The sequence below is a fragment of the Virgibacillus kekensis genome, from assembly GCF_042654125.1.
GTDB lineage: Bacteria > Bacillota > Bacilli > Bacillales > Amphibacillaceae > Lentibacillus > Lentibacillus kekensis.
In genome coordinates, this window is sequence record NZ_JBHSFU010000007.1 from 229,928 (window position 1) to 248,491 (window position 18,564).

Annotated in this window: 25 protein-coding genes and 1 pseudogene; 24 read left to right on the forward strand and 2 right to left on the reverse strand. The window is 39.9% G+C overall.

Annotation, left to right across the window (positions count from 1 at the left end; all coding sequences use genetic code 11):
* Nucleotides 1-126 precede the first annotated feature (126 nt).
* The 22 genes and pseudogenes from ACFO3D_RS13465 to ACFO3D_RS13570 all read left to right on the forward strand — a co-directional run bounded on the left by ACFO3D_RS13465 (nucleotide 127) and on the right by ACFO3D_RS13570 (nucleotide 13,421).
* Complete coding sequence (locus ACFO3D_RS13465) at nucleotides 127-537, forward strand: Cif family virulence factor (RefSeq protein WP_390296866.1); 411 nt, start codon at nucleotides 127-129, stop codon at nucleotides 535-537.
* A gap of 20 nt (nucleotides 538-557) precedes the next feature.
* A complete protein-coding gene (locus tag ACFO3D_RS13470; RefSeq protein WP_390296869.1) occupies nucleotides 558-1,085 on the forward strand; it encodes a cysteine hydrolase family protein in 528 nt (175 codons plus the stop codon).
* Between the two features lie 80 nt (nucleotides 1,086-1,165).
* A complete protein-coding gene (locus tag ACFO3D_RS13475) occupies nucleotides 1,166-1,939 on the forward strand; it encodes an aminoglycoside 6-adenylyltransferase (RefSeq protein WP_390296872.1) in 774 nt (257 codons plus the stop codon).
* Between the two features lie 25 nt (nucleotides 1,940-1,964).
* Nucleotides 1,965-2,588, forward strand: coding sequence for a D-glycero-alpha-D-manno-heptose-1,7-bisphosphate 7-phosphatase (locus ACFO3D_RS13480; protein WP_390296875.1), 624 nt, complete (start codon nucleotides 1,965-1,967; stop codon nucleotides 2,586-2,588).
* Complete coding sequence (locus ACFO3D_RS13485) at nucleotides 2,585-3,148, forward strand: NUDIX hydrolase (protein ID WP_390296878.1); 564 nt, start codon at nucleotides 2,585-2,587, stop codon at nucleotides 3,146-3,148. Before ACFO3D_RS13480 ends, ACFO3D_RS13485 begins: the two co-directional genes overlap by 4 nt.
* Nucleotides 3,141-3,587, forward strand: coding sequence for an NUDIX domain-containing protein (locus ACFO3D_RS13490; RefSeq protein ID WP_390296881.1), 447 nt, complete (start codon nucleotides 3,141-3,143; stop codon nucleotides 3,585-3,587). Before ACFO3D_RS13485 ends, ACFO3D_RS13490 begins: the two co-directional genes overlap by 8 nt.
* 20 nt (nucleotides 3,588-3,607) lie before the next feature.
* Nucleotides 3,608-4,408 (forward strand): class I SAM-dependent methyltransferase, encoded by an 801-nt coding sequence (locus ACFO3D_RS13495; RefSeq protein ID WP_390296884.1) that lies wholly within the window; start codon nucleotides 3,608-3,610, stop codon nucleotides 4,406-4,408.
* Nucleotides 4,409-4,410: 2 nt separating this feature from the next.
* Entirely contained in the window at nucleotides 4,411-4,896 is a 486-nt protein-coding gene (locus ACFO3D_RS13500) for a tetratricopeptide repeat protein (RefSeq protein WP_390296887.1), read from the forward strand.
* 26 nt (nucleotides 4,897-4,922) lie between these two features.
* Entirely contained in the window at nucleotides 4,923-5,570 is a 648-nt protein-coding gene (locus tag ACFO3D_RS13505) for an HAD family hydrolase (RefSeq protein WP_390296890.1), read from the forward strand.
* An 84-nt stretch (nucleotides 5,571-5,654) separates the two neighbouring features.
* A pseudogene (locus ACFO3D_RS13510) lies at nucleotides 5,655-5,999 on the forward strand (N-acetyltransferase family protein); the annotation flags it as partial.
* Nucleotides 6,000-6,112: 113 nt separating this feature from the next.
* Nucleotides 6,113-6,397, forward strand: coding sequence for a hypothetical protein (locus ACFO3D_RS13515; RefSeq protein WP_390296893.1), 285 nt, complete (start codon nucleotides 6,113-6,115; stop codon nucleotides 6,395-6,397).
* Between the two features lie 124 nt (nucleotides 6,398-6,521).
* Nucleotides 6,522-7,226, forward strand: a complete 705-nt coding sequence (locus ACFO3D_RS13520) for a hypothetical protein (protein WP_390296896.1) — start codon at nucleotides 6,522-6,524, stop codon at nucleotides 7,224-7,226.
* Nucleotides 7,227-7,383: 157 nt separating this feature from the next.
* Nucleotides 7,384-7,881, forward strand: coding sequence for a GNAT family N-acetyltransferase (locus tag ACFO3D_RS13525; RefSeq protein WP_390296899.1), 498 nt, complete (start codon nucleotides 7,384-7,386; stop codon nucleotides 7,879-7,881).
* Between the two features lie 24 nt (nucleotides 7,882-7,905).
* Nucleotides 7,906-8,316 carry an NUDIX hydrolase gene (locus tag ACFO3D_RS13530; RefSeq protein WP_390296902.1) on the forward strand — a complete coding sequence of 137 codons (411 nt, stop codon included), beginning with the start codon at nucleotides 7,906-7,908 and terminating at the stop codon, nucleotides 8,314-8,316.
* A gap of 26 nt (nucleotides 8,317-8,342) precedes the next feature.
* Nucleotides 8,343-8,543, forward strand: coding sequence for a hypothetical protein (locus tag ACFO3D_RS13535; protein WP_390296905.1), 201 nt, complete (start codon nucleotides 8,343-8,345; stop codon nucleotides 8,541-8,543).
* A 107-nt stretch (nucleotides 8,544-8,650) separates the two neighbouring features.
* A complete protein-coding gene (locus ACFO3D_RS13540) occupies nucleotides 8,651-9,229 on the forward strand; it encodes a histidine phosphatase family protein (protein WP_390296907.1) in 579 nt (192 codons plus the stop codon).
* Between the two features lie 16 nt (nucleotides 9,230-9,245).
* The gene (locus ACFO3D_RS13545; RefSeq protein WP_390296910.1) at nucleotides 9,246-9,782 is read left to right on the forward strand and encodes a DUF1572 family protein; all 537 of its coding nucleotides are present in this window, start codon (nucleotides 9,246-9,248) and stop codon (nucleotides 9,780-9,782) included.
* Between the two features lie 150 nt (nucleotides 9,783-9,932).
* A complete protein-coding gene (locus ACFO3D_RS13550; protein WP_390296913.1) occupies nucleotides 9,933-10,334 on the forward strand; it encodes a VOC family protein in 402 nt (133 codons plus the stop codon).
* A gap of 13 nt (nucleotides 10,335-10,347) precedes the next feature.
* Nucleotides 10,348-10,704 carry a VOC family protein gene (locus ACFO3D_RS13555; RefSeq protein ID WP_390296916.1) on the forward strand — a complete coding sequence of 119 codons (357 nt, stop codon included), beginning with the start codon at nucleotides 10,348-10,350 and terminating at the stop codon, nucleotides 10,702-10,704.
* 38 nt (nucleotides 10,705-10,742) lie between these two features.
* Nucleotides 10,743-11,921, forward strand: a complete 1,179-nt coding sequence (locus tag ACFO3D_RS13560; protein WP_390296919.1) for a DUF418 domain-containing protein — start codon at nucleotides 10,743-10,745, stop codon at nucleotides 11,919-11,921.
* A gap of 230 nt (nucleotides 11,922-12,151) precedes the next feature.
* Nucleotides 12,152-12,961: a zinc transporter ZupT gene (zupT, locus tag ACFO3D_RS13565; RefSeq protein ID WP_390296922.1), complete on the forward strand. Its 810-nt coding sequence runs from the start codon at nucleotides 12,152-12,154 to the stop codon at nucleotides 12,959-12,961.
* Nucleotides 12,962-13,148: 187 nt separating this feature from the next.
* Entirely contained in the window at nucleotides 13,149-13,421 is a 273-nt protein-coding gene (locus ACFO3D_RS13570; RefSeq protein WP_390296925.1) for a hypothetical protein, read from the forward strand.
* Between the two features lie 91 nt (nucleotides 13,422-13,512).
* Here the strand turns inward: ACFO3D_RS13570 and ACFO3D_RS13575 are convergent, their stop codons facing one another.
* Nucleotides 13,513-14,709, reverse strand: a complete 1,197-nt coding sequence (locus ACFO3D_RS13575; RefSeq protein WP_390296928.1) for an ornithine--oxo-acid transaminase — start codon at nucleotides 14,707-14,709, stop codon at nucleotides 13,513-13,515.
* A 163-nt stretch (nucleotides 14,710-14,872) separates the two neighbouring features.
* Between ACFO3D_RS13575 and ACFO3D_RS13580 the strand changes: the two genes are divergently transcribed.
* Nucleotides 14,873-15,235, forward strand: a complete 363-nt coding sequence (locus ACFO3D_RS13580; protein WP_390296931.1) for a YisL family protein — start codon at nucleotides 14,873-14,875, stop codon at nucleotides 15,233-15,235.
* 259 nt (nucleotides 15,236-15,494) lie between these two features.
* On the forward strand, nucleotides 15,495-16,499 hold the full coding sequence (locus ACFO3D_RS13585) for a DUF2268 domain-containing putative Zn-dependent protease (RefSeq protein WP_390296934.1): 1,005 nt from the start codon (nucleotides 15,495-15,497) through the stop codon (nucleotides 16,497-16,499).
* Between the two features lie 180 nt (nucleotides 16,500-16,679).
* Here the strand turns inward: ACFO3D_RS13585 and ACFO3D_RS13590 are convergent, their stop codons facing one another.
* A complete protein-coding gene (locus tag ACFO3D_RS13590; RefSeq protein WP_390296937.1) occupies nucleotides 16,680-18,296 on the reverse strand; it encodes a BCCT family transporter in 1,617 nt (538 codons plus the stop codon).
* Between the last annotated feature and the right edge of the window lie 268 nt (nucleotides 18,297-18,564).

An 18,564-nucleotide genomic window follows, 5' to 3' on the forward strand; every position in this document is an offset into this window, starting at 1 on the left:
TCCGTAAATAAGAAGGCATGATTGGTGAATAGATGCTTCATTATTAACCTTTAGATAGGAGTCTGAATCAGTCTATAAAAGGGAGCAACAATGAGCTTGATATATTATGGATTGGAGGAAAAATTAATGTCCATTGAACACGATGTATCTTATAGGATTTATCGTATGATGGAGTTATATCGAAGGTTTTCAGATGGGTTGTACGAGGAAATGAACAGTTTTATTTCTGAGGATTTCCAGGGCAAAATGTATATGCCGTGGATGGGAGAGGTTGAACATTTTGATGCGAAAGGAATAAAGGAAGGGAACCGCCAGGCGGCAGATTTCTATAAAGGGAAAAACATCGAGTTTGATTTTACAGGATTAAGTGTCGTTCCTCAGTCAGATACTCAGGCTGCTGGATCATATGAAGTAATCCATCGGAATAGTGAAACAGGTGCAAAGGTTAGGGCGCTTGCATTGGAGGTCTGGCGTAAGGAGTCTGATGGGGAATGGCGTATTGTCCGCTGGTATGAAGAAAAAGGCATGCGAATCTAAGAATTACGGGAGAGATTACGATGACTAATAAAGCTCTAATAATTATTGATGTCCAAAATGGAATGTTTCAGAAAGGTTTCACCGTTTATAATGGTGAAAAGTTGCTGGACCGTTTAAGTGGTCTGTCGGACAAAGCACGATTGGCCAAGAGGCCAGTGTTTTATGTTCAACATAATGAAGCAGCTGGTGAACCCTTGGAACATGGAACGCATGGATGGGAAATTCATCCCCAGATAGCCCCACGAGAGAACGATGTCATCATTCAGAAAAATACCCCGGACTCATTTTTTGAAACTTCATTGGATCAGGAACTAAGAGATCGAAATATCACCAATGTGTATCTTGCTGGTATACAGTCTGAAATTTGTGTCGATACAACTTGCAGAAGAGCTTTCAGCATGGGTTATGAAGTTACGCTGATTTCAGATACGCACAGTACATGGGATACAAAGGAACTCACAGCTCAGCAAATAATTAACCATCATAATGGTTTGTTACGCTGGTTTGCGGAAGTACAACCGAGTTCAGAAATAAATTTTAGCGATTAAGGAGTGGTTGATAGTGAGTGGGATTTTCAGCTAATCATAGAAAAAGAGATTTAGAACTTCCTGGTCAACGGCGGGAGCTCATGGTTAACATTGAAAATGATTTTCTACAGGATAAGAACGTTTTGTCAGTTTTTTACGGTGGTTCAATCGGTAATGGAAATACCGATAACTATTCCGATATCGATCTAAGGATTGTAGTAAGGTCCGAGAAGATACGGGACTACATACAGGCCAAAAATACCCGTCCAAAAAACTGGGGCAATATTCTTTTTTTGGAAGATGTGAACCCTAATTCGATATATACGGTTGTACACTTTGATTGTTTTGTTAAGGTAGATACGTTTTACTACAGACCCGAACATATACAGCCGTCTGTCTGGTTAAAAAATATCAAAATAATTAAAGATACAGATGGTATGATGGCTGATATTCAGAAGCAGTCCACATCTTTAAGCTATGAACCTAGTTATGAAGAATTTGAGCTATGGAGAACTAAATTTTTCGCCCATTTTCACGAAGCATACAGAAGAGCGATGCGGGACGAATATTATTATGCCCTTAAATGTGTGGATAGTTTACGCTTGTCCATGGCAGCGGCTTGGTATATGGATTCCGGGGTCCAGCCAAATTCTTTTGGGGACTGGGCCGGATATGAAGGTGAAAGAAGCAAGTTGAGTGATCGGCAGTTAGAATTATTGAAGAGTTGGAAATGTGGCAGGAACACCACTGATATTCTCCAAGTGATGAAAAGTATGGTCCCTGAATTCCTTAGCATCCATAAGTCACTATGTGCCAGGTTGGGTGTTGTGGAGGATGAAGGCTGGATAACCAAAATTTTTGAATTGGTTATCTAGAAGTCAACTAGATAGGAGGTAAGAAATGAAAGCTGTATTTCTAGACCGTGACGGAACTATGGGAGGGACAGGAGGGGGGATGCATCCATTCGACTTTTCAATGTATGATTTTACACCCAATGCAATAAAAGTCTTGAATAATTTGCGAATAAAAGTATTTCTTTTTGCAAACCAAATCAGGGTGGGTCGTGGTTATTTTACGGAAGAAGAATTGTTGGAGGGCTTTAGGTTAATGGAAGAGGATTTGAGAAAACATTCGGCATACCTAGATGGCATTTTTTATTGTCCTCATAAACCTGAAGACCATTGTGTATGTCAAAAGCCTAATATTGGCCTGTTACTGCAGGCGAAAGAGATGCATAATTTGGAGCTTGAAGAATGCTACGTGGTAGGAGACACGGGTGACTCTGATATGCTCGCTGCAGAAAAGGCAGGAGCTAAAAAGGTATTAGTTAAGACGGGATGGGGAGAGGGCTCGCTGACTAAATATCGTGAGAATTGGAAGAGAATAGAGCCTGATTTTATTGCGAATGATTTACTCGAGGCAGTTAACTGGATATCAACGGATATTAGAGACAGTTCACCTTCTTCTTTTTTTAGCGATAGCCTGCCGTACGGCCCGAATTCAAAGTTTGGGGGATACAGATGAAAAAGTGGAAAACAGTAGCTTCAGAGCATATATACAAATCGCCGTACGGGAATCTACGCAAAGATAAATGTGAACTCCCGAATGGAAAGGTGATCAAGGACTATTATGTTAACGAATACGATGACTGGGTGAACGCGATCGTTATAACTAAAGAAAATAAACTGGTCCTGGTGGAGCAATACCGTCATGCCGGAGGTGACTTCTTTTTGGAAATTCCTGCTGGAAAAATCGAGGAAAATGAATCACATGAGGAAGGAATCATCAGAGAGGTTCGCGAGGAAACAGGATATACATCCAAGCGAAATCCGCTCAAACTAGGAGAGTTCATGGTGAACCCGGCAACACAAACCAACACGGTAACGACGTACATGATTGTGGATGCCTATCAGGCATATGATCAGGACTTGGATGATACAGAAGAGATAGCTATGGAGCTGGTTGACTTTGAGGACTTTGGAAGTATGCTCCGAGGAAATCAAATTAAAACCCAATTGTTTACGACTAATGCTTATTATATGGCTAAGGATTTTTTAATGGAAATGGCGAGAAGAAATGATTAGAACAAAAAATCATGGCTACGAGTTTGTAGAATTTATTCGTATGCAAGAGAGTGAAATGGACAATTATTCCCCACTGGCTGGTTCCTTTGCGGTAATAGAATGCAAAGGGAACTATTTGCTCTGCTATAACATATGGAGACAGCAGTGGGAAATTCCGGCGGGCAAAAGAGAGGCAGATGAAACACCAAAGGAATGCGCCATCAGGGAACTTTGTGAGGAAACCGGACAGCAAGTAGACGACATGGAGTTTCTTGGAATATTAAAAAAGAAAAGGGTTTCTAACCAAACAATGAAACATAATCCTGCATATTTTAAAAAAGTAGATGAGCTTAAGCCATTTCGGGAAAACGATGAAACATCTAAAATATTGCTGTGGGATTTAAACGAGGACATCGGATACATAGATGAGGTTGATGTAAAGGTGTTTGATTATATTTAATTTGAATGGAGTCAATTTTGATGACGCTCTACGAAGATAATTTATTTAAAGGTGCAGCAGAATATTATTCGCGCTACCGACCAATGTATCCCACTTCATTAGTCAGAGCGCTGGTGAAAAAATTCGAATTGGATGGACAGGGAAAGATGCTTGATCTCGGTTGTGGGCCAGGCAGGCTTGCTATAAGATTCTCCGACTGGTTTGAAGAGATAGTCGGTATAGATAAAGAACCTGAGATGATTGAAGAAGCAAAACGTATCAGTAACGAAGCCAGAGTGGAAAACACCCGATGGTTCACTGGCGATATTGAAGAATATAAAGGCCAGTCCGATGACAGACTCAGGCTAATTACTATGGCTAAGTCCTTTCACTGGATGGACAGAAAGGTTACCTTGGATACATTATACCTCTTAGTGACCGACGGGGGCGGAGTTGCAATTATCGATGACTATTCACCGGATAAAGAACTTTTACCATGGCAACAGAAAGTGGAAGAGGTCAGGAAGCATTGGTACGGTGAGGAGCGAAAGGCAGGTAATACTACATATTCGCATCCTTCTGTAAGTCACCAGGAAATAGTGGCTGATTCGCAATTTGAAATGGAAATTCATCAGCTGCCGGCACATGAACACATATGGACAATTGAATCGATTATCGGTAATTTGTATTCAACTTCCTATGGCGCAAAGCGGTTTCTAGGAAAAAGGGCTGAACCTTTTGAAACCCATCTGCGGGAGGAACTTCTGGCAATTGATAGTTCCGGTGTCTTTAAAGAAGACATTGAAATTAAAGTAATACTAGGATTAAAGAGAGGCAACTGACAATGAATAATAATTATAGAGTCAAAATTGAAGAAGCAAGGGATTTATTAAAAAAAGGTCATCCCAAAGAAGCCATTGAGTATTTTTCAAAACTGACCAACGAAGCTAAGGCACCAGGGGAAGTATTTTTGTATGCCGCCATGACTTATGACAATGTCGGCAACGAGGAAGAGGCCATTCCCTTTTACGAAGAGGCGCTAAACAGAGGGATTGAGAATGCGAAAGAATTAAGAGACTGCTATGTATGTTTGGCATCCTCCCATCGGATTGAGGGCAATTTATTTAAGTCGCTTGCCTACCTGGAACAAGCTAAAGAGAAACTTCCTGGTGATAGCGTGATTGCGGTTTTCACAGCGTTAACTCTGTTTGATGGAAAGGAATTCAGTAAAGCTGTCAATGAACTCGGCAATACGCTACTTGATGAAACAGAAAACAAGGAACTATTAAATTATGAAAGAGCGTTACGGGAGTATTTTAAAAGTATTTAGGAGTATTTATGGGGGCAATGAAGTAAATGGATAATGAAGTGAAAATGATTTTCCTGGATGCAGGGGGTGTTCTTTTTGATACTCCTTTAAAAGGAGATGACAGAGTAAGGCATTTAATGATGGAAAGAGGATATCCGAAATCAAAAATTGATTCCGCTATCATGAAGGCAAAGCTCATTAAAATACCCTTCATAACAAATTGGAATGAAGAAGAACAATACTTCAAGGAGTACTATGGGGCGATGGCCGAGGAATTTGGAGAAGTGGGATTAACTAATGAATTGTTTCACTTTACTCATTTTGCTGGTAATTGTGAGCTTTTCCCTGAAGTGAAAGATGTGCTTTCGGAATTAAGCAAGGAGTACAGACTGGCTGTGATATCAAATGCCCTGCCAAGTATGGACTGGGTCTTTGATAGATTAGGGATTCGAAAATTTTTTGATTTAATTATCCTATCTGCATTTGTAAAAGAATCAAAACCAGCTGAGGCCATTTATAATATCGCTCTAAATCAAGCACAGGCACTTAGCACGGAGAGTATTTTTATTGATGATAAAACCGAAAACACTGAAGCAGCCGAACGAGTAGGAATGATAGGGCTTCCATTGGATAGAAGTAAAATGAACTTGCGGGATCTACTAACAGAACAACATATCCTTCGACAAAAAGATTAATATAAAGGGCTGAAATGGTAATGAAAGTCGGAACCAGAAAGATTAATGGAAATCCCTCTTATTTGATTAGACCGGCAATGTCCCAATAACTTATTTCTGGTTGCTGAAGTCAATAAAAAGATTGTAGGTTTCTCCAGATGCGAAGGAAATACTCTGAAGAGAACCCTGCACAAAGTAGAATTTGGAGTCTGCGTTCTAAAAGAGTATTGGGGATACGGTATTGGCACAAATCTTTTAAAGGAATCTATTCATTGGGCAGATTCAACGGGTATTAAAAAGATTACGTTGAATGTTCTTGAAACCAATAAAAAGGCTATAGACTTATACAAAAAATATGGTTTTGAATCAGAAGGTATCTTAAAAAAGGACAAATTACTAGCAGACGGAAAATATTATAACACTATATTGATGGGAAGATTTAGGGATTAAAACCACCCTAAGTGAAAAATTATAGATGTAATTATTTCAGTAAAAACACGTATAGATGAAGGTAAGTGAATGACAGGTATTTTAAAAGTTCATCATCCTCAGGGGGAGATTACATGAGAAAGTATTCATGGTTAAGCTATTTCTCACTTGGTATACCTATAGTATTGATCATGTCATTATTCGTTATGCCAAACCTTCCCATGTCCCAGCAAGGCCTGGTCACGACTATAATATATGCTCAAATAGTTGGTGTTCCAGTAACGTTGGTTCTATGTATAATTGCCTTCTTTAAAAAGAGTGAAAAGAAGTTAATGGCTTTAATTGGGTTTTTGTTGGCATTAGTACTGATTGGGGCCATGGCCTACTTATTATTGCTAGCGTTCAATTTTGCGCCATAAAACTGTAAAGGACACCTTATAATTCGTAAAGTTTCCTCGTTCTATTATAAAAAAAAAGCGGGGTGTTACTATTTTTCCTCCCAAAAGTATCCTTGCAACCTGGGAAAAGTTTAATGATTTCTCAATGGAAACTCTAACAAAGCTATGGAATTATAATCAAAATAGCGATAAAAAGCAGCGTGATATTTCTTTAATGAAGGAACACAGACAAAGATATGGAACATCGGGGAATTGTTTCGATCTTGCAATTTGGTTACTTGATGAATTTAAGCACGACGGAATAGAGGCATATCCAATTGGCCATGGCTTAAAAACTGAAGATGCCCATGTTGCTGTAATTGCTTTAGATGAGTCAGGCAACCGTTACTTGTGCGATTTAGGTGATCAGTGGATAAAACCGATATTGGTGGAGCGTGATCACGAAGATTATACAAATGAAAAACTTAGTGGTTTCTTTCCTGCTGCAGATGTTCGACTTAGATGTGACAAAGATAGTTTAGAAGTATTATATCATCGACCTAACGGCAGTGTTTCCAGCCAGACATACGATATTAGGCCTATTGAAACAGACTATTTTTTACATGCTGCTGAGCATTCGCAGAATTTAATTAAGCCTATCCCACTTTTGGAATGTCGAGTACCATATAATTCTGAAATAGCCCACTGGGAATTTGGTAACTGGCAGAGTTTTCTAAGTACAACAGTAGGGCTGTACAAAGAAAAGAAGGCTGGTTCGCTTGATGAATGGGTGGAAAGAGTTAATTTAAGATGTGGTTACGACAAGGATTTACTGTATAAAATTTTGTATCAATATATGAAATATTTGTAACTTGCACCTGATAAAATCTGCAGGTGGTTTTATTTTTGTAATCCCTTCCAACTGTAGTTATTAAGTGCTATAATATGTAAATATTCAAAAAACAAATAACTGCTGTCCGTCTAAACTTCAACGGTATGAAGGGAATCTTAACAAAGGAAGTGATGGCTTGATTGAAACCGAGCGATGCTTCATAAAAGCTTTTCAGAAGTCTGATGCTAATGATGTTAAGGAATTATACACAAACCAAGAAGTAAGAAAATTTCTTGGAGGTATCCCATCAGAGTCTACCATTCTAGAAACTATTGAGGGAATGATTTTCCCTGAAGAGGATGCTTTTTTTTGGGTAATCAAGGAGAAGGAAACAAAGATGTTCATTGGCCTTGTTTCTCTTAGTTCACATCATGAAGGTGATATTGAAATCTCCTATCAGCTTCATCCTGATTGGTGGGGAAAAGGTTATGCAACTGAGGTCGTGGAGAAGATAATTCACTATGCATTTAATGAATTAAAGATTTCAAAATTAGTTGCTGAAACACAAACAGCTAATAAATCTTCCTGCAGCCTTTTAGAACGATTGGGGATGAACCTTGAAAAGAAAATTATCCGATTTGGTGCCGAGCAAGCTTTACATTCAATCAGGAGTTATAACAACGATGGATATTAAATAACTTTTTAAGGGGACAGCAAATTGAAAAGAGTCGATGTTGCGTATGCGTTTATTTGCAAAGAAGAAGAGGGGCTGGTTCTCCTGGTGAACAATGTAGGTGGAAGGTGGTCCCTGCCTGGCGGAGAGGTTGAAAAGGGAGAAACGTTAAAACAGGCAGTCGTTCGCGAGGCAAAAGAAGAGACCGGTTTAACTATCGAAGCCGGCAATATAGTGGCAGTAAATGAAGTGTTTTTCCATGAAAAGGGGCATCATGCGTTATTTTTTACATTTGAGGCAACGATCACTGGAGGCGAGATAGCCATCCAGTATGAGGATGAGATATCAGAGATTAAATGGGTGGATTTTGAAAAAGCTAATAAATTACTACCTTTTCATCCAGGTGGCATGGAGAGTCTGGTTAAATCGAATGCCTCATACATGATTGACGGTTAAAATAATCCAAAAGGGGGATGGATCGGATGCTTTCCAACATATTGTGGGGATTATTTCTAATTACATTAGTTGCTTTTATGATTTATAGGGACAAAGGAAAAAAGAAAAGGAACCCATATCCTAGGCATAGGGAAAAAACAGAACATGAGAAAGAAGTTGAAATCGCGATAGAAAAAGAAAAGTCTCGCCGAAATGGCCCGCCAGGAATTGGTGGGGGAGGCTTGTAAGGTAATAAAATACTCTGTTGTAGGGAGGGAAGAGTCTTAAGACATACTTTAATTATTTTATATCTACTAGTGAAACGTGAACAAAATTAGAAAGAAGGAATTTACATATGACTAGAATTGGCATTATAAGACACGGGACCACAGCATGGAATAAAGAGAGACGGGCTCAAGGAAGCTCTGACATTCCCCTTGATCAGGATGGTATAGCGCAAGCCCGCCAGCTTGCAGAACGGATGAAAAACGAAAAATGGGATTATATATACTCTAGTAATCTGTCAAGAGCACAGCAAACTGCAGAGGTTGTGGCTGAAAAGCTTGGAATCCCTGTGCAGGTGGACCCAAGAATCCGTGAAGTGGGCGGGGGACTGATTGAAGGGACAACCCCAGCTGAGAGAGTTGAAAAGTGGGGAGAAAAATGGTGGGAAGAGGATCTGCAATTTGAACCCACGGAGAAGGTTATCAGCAGAGGACTTTCTTTTTTTGATGAAATCAGCGAGAAACATAGGGACAAAAATATATTGGTTGTGAGCCATGGTTCATTTATAAAGCATCTTGTGAAAGAAATAGTACCTTTATTCAAAGTTGACGAATCACTTAAAAACACTTCTGTTACTGTGCTGGATAAAAACGACGAGGGCTGGGATTGTAGCTTATTTAACTGTACTAAGCATTTAAAAGAAATTTGATTCAGGAGGTGGTTCGATGAACGTTAGCACTGAATACTTAAGGATTGTAAAAGATAGATTTAAAACCATCCAAAATCAGGGCAAGAAGGCAATTGACCAGCTTTCCGAAGATGACTTGCGCTGGCAGCCAAACAAGGAGTCCAACAGTGTAGCAATCATAGTAAAACATTTATACGGAAATATGCTCTCCAGGTGGACTGATTTCTTGACTTCAGACGGAGAAAAACCAACCCGTAACCGTGATGACGAATTTGTTGATGACATTCTTTCCAAAGCTGAATTGCTTAGTATGTATGAGAAGGGATGGGAGAATCTTTTTAATGCATTAAATAACCTGGAAGAGAAGGACCTGTTGAATGAAGTGTATATTAGGAGCGAGGCTCACCTGGTAATTGATGCGATTGAGCGTCAATTGGCCCATTATGCATCACACATCGGACAGATAATTTATATTGGAAAACAGGTTAAGGGAACGCAGTGGGAGACACTGAGCATTCCAAAAGGGAAGTCGGAAGATTATCTTCGGGATATGCAACGAAAGCATAAATCATAGTTTGGAAATAGGCGTTTCTTTACGTAGGGAGAAGCGCTTTTTTTGTCTGTATGCAGGTAAATTTCAACAAAAAGTAGAATGAATAAATAGAGAAGTTTTGGAGAAACAGTGGATTAATTACATAAAGCTTTAAATAAAGGGTGTTTATCTATGAATCTACTTACAGAAGTTTATCAGGTCAACTTACGGGTGAGTGACATGAAACGAGCAGTCAAATGGTATCAGGATGTTCTGGGTTTAAAAGTACAGAAGGATTACGGGAATACGGTTGTATTGGGGATTAGCGAGAGTAGTGGCACCCCAGCAGCAGTTTGCTTAATCGAGCACCCTGAGAAAGGGGTCCAATCCTTTGACGACAATGTTACACATCCGGTGCTGGCTATTTCGCCTGGTCAGGCTGAGGCATGTAGAGAAAAGCTGAGACAAATGGGTGCAAGGATTATTGAGGGTGGCGGTAAAGCGCATTTCAAGTTTGCTGATCCGGATGGAAACCTGCTGGAAGCGTATCTTCCCAACCTGTATAAAGATGAAAAATATGAGCACTTAAGATAGGGAGCTGGACGAAATGACAAAATTATTCAAACGGATAGATACCGTATTTCTGGAAGTCACGGACATAGAAAAGTCGATTGAGTGGTATACAGATGTATTGGACCTTGAGTTACGCTGGTTTCAAAAAGAGGGTGGGTATGCAGCTATCGAAATTGGCGAAACACCTCTGACTTTGGTACGGGCGAGTGAAGTTAAACCGGCAACCCACTGCCAATTTAATTTTTTCACGAATGATATAAAAGCGGCACACGAACGTCTTCAAGAAAATAACGTGGATGTAGATGAGATAGTAGATTATGGCGATGTCCTCTCCTTTGAGTTTCGAGACCCCGATGGCAACATTCTTGGCGTATGTTTTTTCGAAGAGTAATTAATACAAGCGTATTGAGGAAAGGTTAGTGGACATACATGAATACTGTTTCTCCGATGCAGGGACCAGAACGATTAACCTGGATTGATGCCGCCCGCGGTTTTGCGGTGCTCGGTATCTTTGTTGTAAATATAGGCGCTTTTTCCGCACCGTATTTTATGTACGGCGGTGAAGACGATGCATGGACTTCACCGACTGACCAGTTTATCCAAGCTTTCATCGATATTTTTTTCCAGGCGAGCTTTTATACACTCTTTTCAATCCTCTTCGGTTTTGGAATTCAGATACTGAAGGAGCGGCTTGAGGAAAAGAATATTGCAGTCATTCCCTTTCTTTTAAGAAGGCTGCTTGTATTGATTGGCTTTGGAATAGTTCACGCATTTCTGATTTGGCACGGTGACATATTGCTTTCGTATGGCGTGACCGGGTTATTATTGTTGGTATTTGTTTATCGAAAAAAAATAACTATGCTGATTTGGGGAGCCCTGTTGCTTGGGGGGAGCGTATATTATTACTCTGAGATGCTGTATGAATTTCGGGCTTACCTAGGTAGCTATGACCTATTAAAAATTCAGCAGGTAACAGAAAATTATCGAAGTAGTGATTTGTCGGTTATTCTTTCGCAAAACCTGAATGATTGGCTGTACGGCAGTAGTGTTTTTGCATATATTATGTTGCTGACCACGTTGTTGCCGCTCTTCCTGTTCGGCATGTATATCGCTAGAAAGCGATGGCTACATAAGCCGGAAGATCATAAACTAGCACTCTGGGTTGGATGGACAGTAAGCCTCTTGTTATTCCTGGCACTAAAGTTGGGACCCTATTTATACGGGAACCCAGATTGGTTTTACTATATTCAGGATAATATTGGCGGTACGGCGTGTGCCTTGTTCTATCTATTTTCAGTGACATTGATTTTTAGAAGTACATTCGGCGGAAAGCTTCTCAAGCCGCTGACATATATTGGCCGTATGTCGCTGACCAACTATATTACACAGTCAATCGTCTGTTTTGTGCTGTTTTATGGAATCGGGTTTGGCTTGTATGGGACTGTCCGACCGCTTGAGGCTATGGGAATTATAGTGGTGGTGTACAGTCTACAGATCCTTTTCAGCAAATGGTGGCTTGCGAGATATCGGTTTGGTCCACTTGAATGGTTGTGGCGCAGTCTTACCTACCAAAAGGCTCAACCGTTACGAAAAAAGAGCCAGCTATAAATATATAAAAGAGGTATAAGTCGGGAATTTTGGCTTGTACCTTTTTTAACGCAGGAAAAAATTCAGGTTTTACTTCAATTAGGGTTTACATATAATTTATAACAACGTACAATAATGTTGCATACAGTAAACTTTAACAACTATATTTTTTTAAGTAAAAGTTGCGTAAAGGAAACAATTTTAAATTAATTCATATAATGTGTTCATTTAAACGATTGGAGGAAAATAGCATGACAGAAAATTTAATTCTGGCATTTAGTCTGACCTTGATGGCAGGGCTCGCCACAGGGATTGGAAGTATACTTGCATTTTTCACTTCCCGAACGAATACAAAATTTTTATCGGTATCGCTTGGTTTCTCTGCAGGTGTGATGATATATGTCTCGATGGTGGAAATATTTATAAAAGCTAAGGATGCTCTTGTCGGCTCGATGGGCGTGGTATCAGGGAATTGGTTGACTGTTGCAGGATTTTTCGCGGGTATGTTACTGATTGCGATAATTGACAAATTTATCCCAAAACAGGGGAATCCTCATGAGATTAAAAAAGTGGAAGATATGAATAAAGCTGTTAATGGGGGAAATGATCCCGCGCTGTTAAAAATGGGGACATTTACCGCGCTGGCAATTGCCATTCATAATTTCCCTGAAGGAATAGCTACGTTTACCGCAGCATTACAAGATCCAGGGCTCGGATTCGCAATCGCAGTTGCCATTGCCATTCATAATATACCAGAGGGGATTGCCGTATCAGTACCTGTCTATTTTGCAACAGGCGATAAGAAAAAAGCATTCAAACTCTCATTTTTATCCGGGTTATCCGAACCAATCGGAGCATTAGCTGCTTATTTGATTCTTATGCCGTATTTAACGGACGTGATGTTTGGGATGATATTTGCGGCAGTCGCAGGAATAATGGTATTCATCTCACTGGATGAATTATTACCGGCAGCAAAAAAATATGATGAAACACACTTATCTATTTACGGTGTTATCGGTGGAATGGCTGTTATGGCTGTCAGTTTATTATTGTTTATTTAATCTAAAAAGAGCAGCCTGTTTTCACATGAAATGTTTAAAACATGCTTGCATAAACAAAAAATCGGGTAAATATGTAGTAGGAGTTGCTTGCTGATATGATAACCAAGAGAATCCAATGTATAAATCAGCAAGTTAAAGGGCCGTACAGGTCTGAATATCCGATGAGGGAACAGGAGAGTGATCAAGCGTGTTAGAAGGACAGCCAGTAGATCAAGAAGGACCGTGCAGAGTAGACAAATATTTGGTGCGGCTTAACAAGCCACAGGATGAAGATACTGTACATCAATGGACCTGGGAGATTTCCTTAACGCAGAACGGAGCTGGATCGTTTATTGGTTATGCGAAGGAAATTGGTGATTATTCAGATGAAAAAATTAAGCCAATTGGTTTCTTTGCTGATAGTCATACGAAAGCTTTAAATGAAATGGTGGAGAAATGCAGGGAAAAGATGAATATATAGAATAAACTGAGACGCTCATTTGTTGAGTGTCTTTTTTATAGGGAAAAAAACGCAGACCAGATCGAAACGTAGATTTGGTCTGCATTTTTGTTTAACCTTCCAAAACTTCTTTAATATGTCCAACTGCCCACTCTAGATCCTCTTTTTTAATAACAAGTGGAGGAGCGAAGCGGATTACATTTTCATGTGTTTCTTTACATAGTAATCCTTTTTCCTTCAGTTCTTCACAATATGGACGGGCTGGTTCACTAAGTTCAACACCGATAAACAACCCTTTACCACGAACTTCCTTAATGCGCGGATTTTTAATTTTACGCAGCTCGCCCATCATATAATTCCCAAGTTCAAGTGAGCGTTCTGCAAGTTCTTCTTCCTCAAGAACCTCAAGGGATGCAAGTGAAATCGCGCATGCTAGCGGGTTACCTCCAAAAGTTGAACCGTGAGACCCTGGATTAAGTACCCCAAGAATATCTTTGTTGGCTACGATACAGGAGATAGGGAATACTCCACCACCAAGTGCCTTACCAAGGATAGTAATATCTGGCGTTACATCTTCCCAGTCGCAGGCAAACATTTTACCTGTACGGCCAAGCCCTGCTTGGATTTCATCAGCAATATAAAGGACATTATTTTCTGCACAAATATCATATGCTTCTTTCAGGTAACCTTCCGGCGGCATAACAATACCTGCTTCACCCTGAATTGGTTCAAACATAAAGCCGGCAGTGTTATCGTTAATAGCCTCTTTTAACGCGTCGATATCACCATAAGGGATTACTTTAATACCAGGAAGCAATGGGCCGAATCCTCGCTGGTATTCCGCTTCGGATGATAGAGAAACGGCTGCCAGTGTCCGGCCGTGGAAGTTTCCTTCACATACAATGATCTCCGCCTTATCTTCCGGGACGCCTTTCACATCATAAGCCCAGCGGCGTGTTGTTTTAAGTGCAGTTTCAACGGCTTCTGCGCCAGTATTCATTGGAAGTGCCATTTCTTTGTTGGTTAGTTTACAGATTTTTTCATACCATGGACCAAGTTGGTCACTGTGGAATGCTCGTGAGGTCAGTGTTACAGCGTCAGCTTGTGTTTTCAGTGCGTCAATAATTTTAGGATGGCGATGACCCTGGTTCACTGCTGAATACGCACTCAGCATATCCATATAGCGGTTACCCTCCGGATCTTCAACCCAAACACCCTCGGCCTTTGTAATAACAACAGGAAGAGGATGATAATTTTTAGCGCCATATTCCTGAGTCTGGTCGATAATTTGTTGACTAGTTCGTGCCATACTATCCCTCCGATTTTAAATTTTCACACTACCTCTTCAGTATAACAGTTTTCATACTAATTTTCTTTAGAGGAAAGTTCAAGGAATATTCATATGAGTTTGATTGGGTAACGTGATATGATAGTTTTGGTATGTATAAAGGATTGAAGGAGGAAAACATAAGATGAATACACATCTCCATGTCACTGCATGGGTCTTGGCATTTATTCTGTTTGCCATAGTGGTAATATTGAATAAGTCCGGCAAAGCAAAAGGCGCTAAAATTACACAAATGATACTTCGTCTTGATTACTTATTGATATTGTATTCCGGTGGTTCATTACTGGCCGCATATTTTGGTGGTCCGCAAATGGGAGAGGCCATTTTCAAAGCACTTGCTGGCATATGGGCTATTTTTGCCATGGAAATGATCAGCATGAAGTCAGGAAGGGAAGAGAAAACCACAAGCTGGTGGATTCAGCTGGCTATCGCGGTTATCCTCACACTGATTCTAGGCTTTGGCCGGTTAGGATTCGGTTTTGCGTAAGTTTTATAGTAGAAGAACTTCTCCCTTGCAATAACTCGCGCATACGAGGGAGGAAAATTATGGGGTACTAATCAAAAAATGATTAGTGCTCTTTTTTTGTATATGGAAAGGTAATGTATCAATAGTAATTTAATTTATTTATATTTAACGGGCTACATAGAAAAGGAAAGACCAAGATGAATAGCAGTATAATTGGATAATTTTTGAATCTTTTACATTTATATAATCGTAGTACAGGTAGGAAAAATGGGGGGATTTCGTGAAAAAAGCTATTATTTTTTTCTTGGTAACAACCTTATGGATAGGGGGATGTGAGAGTTCTGGTTCAAAGGATGGTGAGCATACTCAACCAAGTACTAAATACGCGAAGACAAGTGAACAATCAACCAACGAAGCGTCTGCCCATAAAGAAGATGGTGAAAAGTACGTGACTACCGCAGAAAATGAAAATGGACAGACTTTTCGTGTGATTTCTGCTTATGAATGGGTTGATCAGTATGTGAAGAAGGTAGAGGACATTGAAAGCAAAAGCGAACGCTTTAAGTTGTGGAAAAAAGTAGTGATGGATCACACTCAAAATCAATGTTTTAGTGGGGCATCTTCACAACTAGTAGAGGACTATGTTTATTCCCCTCCCGCAAACTTAGGTAAGATAAAAAGCCAAAATAAAGTGCTAAACGTCTCAAATATAGAGAATCTTACTATTAAGGCTTTAAAGGCATCCTCTAATAAATTTCCAGGGCCTAATACAATTGTTTGTATCCTGCCGCAGGAGAAAGCAAATTATGTTGGGTTAAGTATAGGTGCTGGTAGAATTTCGATTTTTTATTCCTCGTCTTATAGCGAAGTCCTTTTAAAAAGCACTATAGCTCATGAATACCATCACAGTACCTGGTCAGCAAAATACGCAGAGAATTATAAGTGGGATTTACTTGGCAATATCATATTTGAAGGAAAAGCAGAATATTTTGCTTCATTATTATATGGCCAACCCCCGACAGCAGTATATAACTATATGAACGCCGATGAAGAAAAAAAGCTATGGAATAAGGCAAAATCCGTACTACATTCAACAGATCGCAAAAAAATACATACGGTACTTTTTGGAGGGGATAAAGGCTTTCCGAGCAATTTCGGCTACATTGTAGGTTATCATATTGTACGCGACTATGTAGAAAGTCATCCTAATACCACCATTGAAGAATGGTCAAAGTTGTCCCCCAAGGAACTTTATGAAGCGAGCGGATATGAAGATTCCTTTTAATTCTAAAAAATCCTGAAAAAGTTACTCTGCTTGTAGGCGCAAGTGATAGATAAGGCAATCAATGTTAGGATAGGTACTAACTTATCCAAACAAGCTCATCGAGAATGAAACTTGAAACCATCCCATAAAAAAGACTAAAAAGGCTCGGTGCTCCCGAGCCTTTTTGGTATCTTACATTATCTATTTAGTAGAATCCTCTTTTGTTACATCCTTATCTTCGCGTAACCTGCCCAATCTTTCACGCCGGTTTATATGGATGGTAGGTGCTTCATAGTTCTTTGATTCATGAATATCTGTATTTGATGCCTTCATAAAGGACCATGCCAGTAAAAACATGATGAAAATTACCGGGAAACCGGCAACAATACTGGCAGTCTGAAGTGTTTCCAAATCACCTACGAACATTAGCACAAGCGGCAGCAGACATAACGTGAATGCCCAGAAGAGTCGGTTCCAACGGATAGGTTCGCTCTGTACTTCTTTTTGGACGACCGCAGCCAGAATATACGATGAAGAATCGAAAGTGGTTGCCAGGAATAGAACTGCAAGAATGGTGAACAGCGCAACCATTACGTCAGCCATTGGCAACTGATGCAAAATCTCAATGATAGCTGCTGGCGCTCCGTATTGGTTCATAAATCCGATAACATCAAGCTGACCGGTAAGTTGCAGGTAAAGTCCGAAATTACCCATTATTCCAAAGAACAACACACACCCAAGAGTTCCGTATATCATGGTACCAAGCACCATTTCACGGATGGTCCGTCCCCGTGAAATCCGTGCGACAAACAGTCCTACAAATGGTGCATAAACGACCCACCATGCCCAGTAGAATATTGTCCATGATTCAGGGAATCCTGTTTCAGTAAAACCGGCCAGATTACCAAACGGTTCGAGCCATGTTGCCATCTTGAAAAAGTTGTCCATAATCAGTCCGATACTAGTTAATGTTGTTTCGCTGATAAACAGCGTTGGACCGAAGACAAAGATAAATACTAATACAAAAATAGCGAGCCACAGATTGATATCACTTAGAATTTTGATACCCTTTCTAAGGCCGGAATAGGCGCTTATAGCAAAAATCAGCGTACATACAAGCATAATTCCTGCTTTTAATCCTAGTGTTATTGGAATACCAGTAAGGTCATGCACGCCCTCGGCAATCATCGGCGTACCTAAGGCAAGAGTCGTACCAGCACCTCCCATTAACCCAAACATAAATAATACATCGATAATAACACCAATTGGGCCATCGACAAACCGGCCCAGAACTGGACGGACTGCTTCACTAATCTTTAAAACCGGCTTTTTTCGTACATAATAGAAGTAAGCAATCGGTAAAGCTGGAAGCGTATAAATTGCCCACGCTATAGGGCCCCAATGGAATATACCGTATGCGGAAGCCCATGAAATGGCATCTTTAGAGCCCGGGGTGATGGCAAATGGTGGTCCCTGATAATAGTAAGCCCACTCAATCATTCCCCAATACAGAATGCTGGATCCTATTCCTGCTGCAAATAGCATCGCTGCCCAGGAAAAGGTTCCGAATTCCTTTTCTGCGTCTTTATTACCTAGCTTAACATGTCCATTTTTACTGAAGGAGACAAAAATCAGGAAAGCGAATGCCGCCAGACCAACTAATAAGTAAAACACACCGAAATTACCGGTCATGAAATCATTTGCGAGGTTAACTATCTCAGCACCTTTTACGGGGTATAGTATCAGAGGGATAGTCACGCCTAGAAGTAATATTAATGCGCCTATAAAAGTAGGCCAATCAATCAGTTTTGTTTTCATATATATTCAATCCTTTCTTTTGATGTTTTTTGTTTAGTAATGAAAATGTAAATTTCAGTGGGAATGGGGGATAGGGAATTGTAATCGACGTTTAGTAAGCAACGTTCTCCATAGTAAGGGGAAAATGCAGGTATGTAAACTTTATAAAGTTTGTAAACTTTTATATTTATAAAGTTTATTAGGGTTATGCTTCAATTTACTCGAAAAAACATAAATTTGCGGGGGGATTTGTGATTTTCACGTTTGGATTTTTTATGATAAAGTTCCA

Coding starts and splice junctions, on each gene's coding strand:
- ACFO3D_RS13465 (WP_390296866.1), top strand. CDS start 127: ATGTCCATTGAACACGATGTATCTTATAGGATTTATCGTATGATGGAG.
- ACFO3D_RS13470 (WP_390296869.1), top strand. CDS start 558: ATGACTAATAAAGCTCTAATAATTATTGATGTCCAAAATGGAATGTTT.
- ACFO3D_RS13475 (WP_390296872.1), top strand. CDS start 1,166: ATGGTTAACATTGAAAATGATTTTCTACAGGATAAGAACGTTTTGTCA.
- ACFO3D_RS13480 (WP_390296875.1), top strand. CDS start 1,965: ATGAAAGCTGTATTTCTAGACCGTGACGGAACTATGGGAGGGACAGGA.
- ACFO3D_RS13485 (WP_390296878.1), top strand. CDS start 2,585: ATGAAAAAGTGGAAAACAGTAGCTTCAGAGCATATATACAAATCGCCG.
- ACFO3D_RS13490 (WP_390296881.1), top strand. CDS start 3,141: ATGATTAGAACAAAAAATCATGGCTACGAGTTTGTAGAATTTATTCGT.
- ACFO3D_RS13495 (WP_390296884.1), top strand. CDS start 3,608: ATGACGCTCTACGAAGATAATTTATTTAAAGGTGCAGCAGAATATTAT.
- ACFO3D_RS13500 (WP_390296887.1), top strand. CDS start 4,411: ATGAATAATAATTATAGAGTCAAAATTGAAGAAGCAAGGGATTTATTA.
- ACFO3D_RS13505 (WP_390296890.1), top strand. CDS start 4,923: ATGGATAATGAAGTGAAAATGATTTTCCTGGATGCAGGGGGTGTTCTT.
- ACFO3D_RS13515 (WP_390296893.1), top strand. CDS start 6,113: ATGAGAAAGTATTCATGGTTAAGCTATTTCTCACTTGGTATACCTATA.
- ACFO3D_RS13520 (WP_390296896.1), top strand. CDS start 6,522: ATGGAAACTCTAACAAAGCTATGGAATTATAATCAAAATAGCGATAAA.
- ACFO3D_RS13535 (WP_390296905.1), top strand. CDS start 8,343: ATGCTTTCCAACATATTGTGGGGATTATTTCTAATTACATTAGTTGCT.
- ACFO3D_RS13540 (WP_390296907.1), top strand. CDS start 8,651: ATGACTAGAATTGGCATTATAAGACACGGGACCACAGCATGGAATAAA.
- ACFO3D_RS13545 (WP_390296910.1), top strand. CDS start 9,246: ATGAACGTTAGCACTGAATACTTAAGGATTGTAAAAGATAGATTTAAA.
- ACFO3D_RS13550 (WP_390296913.1), top strand. CDS start 9,933: ATGAATCTACTTACAGAAGTTTATCAGGTCAACTTACGGGTGAGTGAC.
- ACFO3D_RS13555 (WP_390296916.1), top strand. CDS start 10,348: ATGACAAAATTATTCAAACGGATAGATACCGTATTTCTGGAAGTCACG.
- ACFO3D_RS13560 (WP_390296919.1), top strand. CDS start 10,743: ATGAATACTGTTTCTCCGATGCAGGGACCAGAACGATTAACCTGGATT.
- zupT (WP_390296922.1), top strand. CDS start 12,152: ATGACAGAAAATTTAATTCTGGCATTTAGTCTGACCTTGATGGCAGGG.
- ACFO3D_RS13575 (WP_390296928.1), bottom strand. CDS start 14,709: ATGGCACGAACTAGTCAACAAATTATCGACCAGACTCAGGAATATGGC.
- ACFO3D_RS13580 (WP_390296931.1), top strand. CDS start 14,873: ATGAATACACATCTCCATGTCACTGCATGGGTCTTGGCATTTATTCTG.
- ACFO3D_RS13590 (WP_390296937.1), bottom strand. CDS start 18,296: ATGAAAACAAAACTGATTGATTGGCCTACTTTTATAGGCGCATTAATA.